Source organism: Nocardiopsis lucentensis DSM 44048, assembly GCF_000341125.1.
Classification (GTDB): Bacteria; Actinomycetota; Actinomycetes; order Streptosporangiales; family Streptosporangiaceae; genus Nocardiopsis; species Nocardiopsis lucentensis.
This window is the reverse complement of record NZ_ANBC01000363.1, coordinates 1-6,539: the sequence shown is the minus strand read 5'-3', so window position 1 is coordinate 6,539 and position 6,539 is coordinate 1. Positions and strand designations below refer to the sequence as shown.

Annotated in this window: 2 protein-coding genes; both read left to right on the top strand. The window is 76.4% G+C overall.

Going from position 1 to position 6,539, the window contains the following annotated elements; all coding sequences use genetic code 11:
- On the top strand, positions 1-864 hold an 864-nt coding region (locus D471_RS0112435), incomplete at its 5' end, for an alpha/beta fold hydrolase (RefSeq protein WP_152486290.1).
- Positions 861-6,539: type I polyketide synthase (locus D471_RS42315; RefSeq protein WP_017598911.1), on the top strand; the 5,679-nt coding region annotated here is incomplete at its 3' end. The genes D471_RS0112435 and D471_RS42315, both read left to right, overlap by 4 nt.

Below are 6,539 nucleotides of genomic sequence, written 5' to 3'. Positions count from 1 at the left end.
GGGGCGCCCCCCCCCGCCGCCGCAGTGGCCGCCTCGTCGCTGACCGAGACCGGCGCCGGCGAGCGGCGGACGGCCCGCGTGGACGGCACCGACGTGCCCTTCCTGTTCTCCCGCCCCACCCGTCCCGACGCCCCGCTCGTGGTGATGATGGGCGGCATCGTCTCCCTCAAGGAGCAGTGGAGCCCGTTCCTGGGCCTGGGCCGCCGCCTGGGCTGCGCGGTGGCCGTCGCCGACTTCCCCGGCGTGGGCGAGAACGGGGTCGCCTACTCCCGGGCGGCGGCGGGCGTGTACACCGCGATCATGGACGCCGTCGCCGCCGACTGCGACGCCACCCGCACCCTGGCCGTGGCCCCCAGTTTCGGCGGCCACCTGGCCGTGCTCTGCTCGGCGCGGGACACGCGCCTGCGCCACCTGGTCACCGTCGGCGCGCCCCTGCGCGCCTTCTTCACCGACCCCGACGCGCGGGCGCGGATGCCCGCGATCACCCGCGCCGCGCTGGCCCGGGCCGCCGGGGTCGACGCCGACGAGCTGTGGGACCGGCTGGACGAACTGGCCCTGGACCCCGGGGAGATCGCCGCGCTGCGCCTTCCGATCACCTACGTGGCCAGCACCCGCGACGAGATCATCCCCGCCCGGGACTGGCGCGAGGCCGCCGCGCTGCACGACGGCCTGAGCGTCTACGCCTTCGACGACGTGCACGGAGCCCCCCACCACCTCCGGCACACCCGTCTGCTCACCCTCACCGCCCTGAGCCGGCACGCCGGGCGGCGGGGGACGGGCCTGCTGCTCGACCTGCTCACCCGACGCTTCATGCGCATCCGGCCGCTGCACCGCGGCCCCGTCGCCACCGGAGGTACACCTTGAGCCCAGCGCACCACGGTTCCAGCGCCCCGCGCGACATCGCGATCGTCGGACTGGCCGCCCGCCTGCCCGGCGCCCCGGACCCCGACGCCCTGTGGGACATGCTGGCGAAGGGCCGCCACGCCATCGGTCCGGTCCCGGCCGAACGCTGGGACGCCACCGCCCAACTCGACCCGGAAAAGCGCGTCCAGGCGGTCGGCGGTTTCCTCGACGGCGTCGCCGACTTCGACCCGACCTTCTTCGGCGTCTCCCCGCGCGAGGCCGGGGACATCGACCCCCAGCAGCGCCTCATGCTGGAGGCCGCCTGGCGGGCGCTGGAGGACGGTGGCCAGCCCGCCGCCCGCCTGCGCGGCACCCGCTGCGGCGTGTACGTGGGCGCCTCCTGGCACGACTACGAGATCCTGCGCAAGGAGCGCGGCGCCACCGCCACCCAGCACAGCGCGGTCGGCAACGCCCTGGACGTGGTCGCCGCCCGCGTCTCCTACGTCCTGGGTCTGACCGGCCCCAGCATGACCGTCGAGACCGGATGCTCCTCGGCCATGGTCGCCCTCCACCTGGCCGCCCAGGCCCTGCGCCACGGCGAGATCGACTCCGCGCTGGTCGGAGGGGTCAACCTCATCCTCACCCCCGACGTGACCATCGGGCTGACCCACTTCGGAGGCCTCTCCGAGCAGGGCCTGTGCCAGGCCTTCTCCGCCGACGCCGACGGGTTCGTGCGCGGTGAGGGCGTCGTCGCCCTCCACCTCAAGCCCCTGGAAGCCGCCCTTGCCGACGGCGACCGGATCCACGCCGTCCTGGCGGGCACCGCCGTCAACAACGACGGCGGCGGCGACAGCCTGGCCTCGCCCAACCCGGCGGGCCAGGAGGACCTGCTGCGCACCGCCTACGCCGACCTGGGCCTGTCCCCGGAGCGGCTCGCCTACGTCGAGGCGCACGGCACCGGCACCCCCAAGGGCGACCCCGTCGAGGCGGGCGCCCTCGGCCGGATCCTGGGCGCCGCCCGCTCACCCGGGGCCGGTCCGCTGCCCATCGGGTCGGTCAAGACCAACATCGGCCACCTGGAGGCCACCGCCGGTCTGGCCGGGCTGGTCAAGGTCGTCCTCGCGCTGCGTCACCGCGCGGTCCCCGCCAGCCTGCACGCCCAGGCGCTCAACCCCGCCATCGACTTCGACGGACTCAACCTGACCCCGGTCCGCTCCCGCCTGGACCTGCCGGGGGACGAGCCCCTGTACATGGCGGTCAACTCCTTCGGATGGGGCGGCACCAACGCCCACGCCGTCCTCGCCTCCCCGCCCGAGACCGGGCGGACCCCGGCGACCGGCGGCCCGGTGCCCGGCCACCTCACCGCCCTGAGCGCGCACTCCGAGGCCGCGCTGCGCCAGCGCGCCGCGGAGCTGGCCGACGCCCTGGAGTCGGGGGAGCTGGACCCGCACGGCGCGGCGGGCGCCCTGGCGCACCGGCGCGACCACCTTGCGGTCCGCGCCGCCCTGACCGCGACCGACCCCGACGCGCTGGTCGGGGGGCTGCGCTCCCTGGCCGAGGGCTCCCATGACCCCGACCAGACCCCCGACGTCGTCACCGGCCACCCCGGCCCCGTCGGCCGGGTGGCGTTCGTCTTCCCCGGCCAGGGATCCCAGTGGGCGGAGATGGGGCGCGACCTGATGCGCCACGCCCCCCTCTTCCGGGAGACCGTCGAGCGCTGCGGGCGCGCCCTGTCCGACCACGTCGACTGGGATCTGGCCGAGGTGGTCTCCGGCGGGGCCGGGACCGACTGGACGGACCGCGTCGACATGGTCCAGCCCGTGCTCTGGGCGACCTCGGTCGGCCTGGCCGAACTGTGGCGCGCCGCGGGCGTCGAACCCGACGTCGTGGTCGGCCACAGCCAGGGCGAGGTCGCCGCGGCCACCGTCAGCGGCGCCCTGACGTACGAGGACGCCGCCCGCGTGGTCGCCCGCCGCAGCGCGGCGGTCCGCGCCATCGCGGGTCGGGGGCTGATGATGGCCGTCGAGCTCGACCGGGACGCCGCCGAGCGAGCCCTGGCGGGCTTCGAGGAGTTCGTGTCCCTGGCGGTGGACAACGGCCCCACCTCCTGCGTGCTCTCCGGCGAGGCGGACTCGGTCCTGGTGCTCAAGGAGCTGTTGGAGGCCGACGGGGTGGACTGCCGCCTGGTCAAGGTGGACTACGCCTCGCACAGCCCCCAGGTGGAGGAGGTCGCCGAGGGCCTGGCCGAGGAGCTGGCGGGCGTGGCGCCCCGCGAGGGGCGCCTGCCCCTGATGTCCACGGTCCTGGTGCGCTCCCTGACCGGGAGCGAGCTCGACGGCCGGTACTGGGTGGACAACCTGCGCCGCCCCGTGCGCTTCACCGAGTCCGTCAACGCCCTGCTCGACGACGGCGTCACCCACCTGGTCGAGATCAGCGCCCACCCCATCCTCGCCATGGCCCTGGAGGGGCTGGTCGACGCCCACGGCGGCGACGCGGCCGTGCTGACCACGCTGCGCCGCCACCAGGGCACCACCACCGACCTGGCCGGGGCGTTCGCCCGGGCCTACGCCGCCGGTCTGGAGCCCGTGGCCCACGTGCCCGACGCCCCCGGCACCGACCTGCCGCCCTACCCCTGGCAGCGCACCCGCCACTGGGTGCCCGAGGGGCGCGGACGCACCGGCGGCGGCACCGACCTCACCCTGTCCCCGCTCACCGTCGAACAGGACGCCTGGCAGGGGGAGCTCACCCTCGACACCCGCGACCAGCCCTGGCTCGACGACCACCGCGTGCACGACGCCGTCGTCCTGCCCGGAGCGGGCATGCTCGCCCTGGCCCTCACCGCCGCCCGGGCGCGCGGCGACGCGCTGCCCCGTGCCCTGGCCGACGTGCGGTTCCTCAGCGACCTCACCCTGGCCGACGACACCGCCCGCCTGGCCGTGCTGTGGCGCGACGACGTCCCCGAGGGCGGCAGCCTCACCCTGATGTCCCTGCCCGAGGGCGCCACCGGCTGGACCACCCACGCCACCGCCCGCGTGCACCACGCCGCCACCGGGACCACCGACTCCGACGGACCCGACGCCTTCCCCGAGCGGCTGCGCACCGCCGCGGAACGGGACACGGCGGACTTCTACACCGCCTGCGCCGCCCGCGGCCTGAACTACGGCCCGACCTTCCGCTCCGTCACCGAACTGCGCCACGACGGCACCGCCGCCCTGGGCAGGCTGGGCCTGGACGAGCGCGGCCGGGTCGGCGCGCGCCCCCACGGCCTGCACCCCGCCCTGTGGGACGGCGCCCTCCAGGTGACTCTCGCCCTGTGCGACGACGACGCCACGGTCGTGCCGACCGGCGTGGAACGGGTGGTCCTCCACCAGGACCTGGCCCAGCCGGTCCTGGCCGGGTGGAGCCACGCCGTGCGCCGCGACACCCACCTGTACGACCTCACCCTGTTCGACGAGGCCGAACGCCCCCTGATGACCATGCGGGGCCTGCGCCTGAGCCCGATCGGGGACACCGAGGCGCACGACGCCGACACCGAGCGCCGCCACCGCATGACCTACGTCGAACGCCCCCTCCCCACCGCCACGGCCGCCGACCCCGGCACCTGGGCGGTCGTCGGAGACCCCGCCGACGGGGCCGACGACCTGGCCCGCGCGCTGGAGGAGGCCGGGGCCGAGGTCCACCGGGCGGGAACCGCCGACGAGACCGCCGACACCCCCTTCGACGCCCTCGTGCACGTCACCCCCGCCGCCGGACGCGGCCTCGACGCCCAGCGCGCGGCGCTGACCGCCCTGACCGGGACCGTGCGCGCCTGCGCCGCCCGCGGCGTCCCGCCCCGCCTGGCGGTGCTCACCCACGCCGCGCAGGCCGCCGACACCACCGAGGTCCCCGACCCCGGAGCCGCCCTGTGCTGGGGGTTCACCCGGGTCCTGCGCCGCGAGCACGCGGAACTGGCCCCGCGCGTCATCGACGTGGCCGGACCCGACCGGGTCGCCGACGCGGTGGTCGAACTGCTCGCCGACGACGGCGAGGACCAGGTCCTCGTGCGGCCCGGGCGCCGCCTGGTCGGCCGCCTCACCGCGGGCGCGGACGACAGCGGCCCGGTCCCGGTGCCCTGGACCACCCCCCACCGCCCCCACCGCCTCACCAGCGACCGCCCCGGGCTGTGGGAGCGCCTGGTGTACCGGCCCACCACCGCCGCCGGACGACCCGGCCCGGGCGAGGTGCGCGTCCGCGTCACCGCCTCCGCGCTCAACTTCATCGACGTCATGAAGGCCCTGGGCACCTACCCCGACCCCAGCGGCGGCGACCTGTTCGGCGGCGAGTGCGCCGGGCGCGTCACCGACGTCGGCGAGGGCGTCGCCGGACTGGAGCCCGGCCAGCGGGTCGTGGCCTGCGTCTTCGGCGCCATCGCCTCCCACGTCACGCTGAGCGCCGACCACGTGCGCCCCGTGCCCGACCACATCGGCGACGCGGAGGCGGCCACCCTGCCCCTGGTGGCCATGACCGCCTGGTACGGACTGTGCGACCTGGCCCGCCTGGAGGCGGGGGAGACCGTGCTGATCCACTCGGCGGCCGGCGGCCTCGGCCAGGCGGCGGTCCAGGTGGCGCGGTCGGTCGGCGCCACCGTCATCGCCACGGCGGGCAGCGAGGACAAGCGGCGCCTCCTCCGTGAGTCGGGCATCGAGCACGTCTTCGACTCCCGCGACCTGTCCTGGGCCGACGGCGTCAGGGCGGCCACCGGCGGCCGGGGCGTCGACGTCGTCCTCAACTCCCTGTCCGGGGCCGCCATCGGCCTGGGCATGCGGGTCCTGGCCGAGGACGGCCGGTTCGTCGAGGTCGGCAAGAAGGACATCTACCAGGGCCGCTCCCTGGACCTGTCGGAGTTCCGCAAGGGCGTGTCCTTCGCCGCCGTCGACCTGGCCGGGCTCATGTCCCGCCGCCCCGGACGCTTCGCCCACCTCCTCGACCGGGTGTGGGACCGGGTACGCGAGGGCGATCTCACCCCGCTGCCGTACACCGAACGCCCCTTCGCGGAGGCCGCCGAGGCGCTGCGCGACATGGCCCGCGGCACGCACGTGGGCAAGATCGTGCTCACCGACCCCGACACCGTCACCTCCATCGCCCCCGAGGCGATGCCCGACGGGCGCCTGCGCGCCGACGGCGCCTACCTGATCACCGGCGGCCTGGGCGCCCTGGGCCTGTCCCTGGCCGAGCACCTGGCCGACCGGGGCGCCCGCCACCTCACCCTGGTCGGCCGCTCGCGCCCCGACGACCGGGCCCGGGAGCGGATCGCGGCGCTCGGCGAGCGCGGGGTCCGGGTCAGCACGGCCTCCGCCGACGTCAGCGACGCCGCGGAGGTGGGCAAGCTCCTGGCCGGACTTCGTGAGGACGGCGCCCCGCTGTGCGGTGTCGTGCACGCGGCCGGCGTCCTGGACGACGCGACGATCGCCACCCTGACCCCCGAGGCGGCCGAACGCGTCCTGGCCCCCAAGGTCGACGGCGCCCGCCACCTGGACGCCCTGACCGCCGACGACCCGCTCGACCTCTTCGTCCTGTTCTCCTCGGCCGCGGCGCTGGTCGGCAACGTCGGCCAGGCCGCCTACGCGGCGGCCAACGCCTACCTGGACTCCCTGGCCGTCGCGCGCCGCCACCGGGGCCTGCCCGCGCTGAGCGTGCAGTGGGGTCCGTTCACCGAC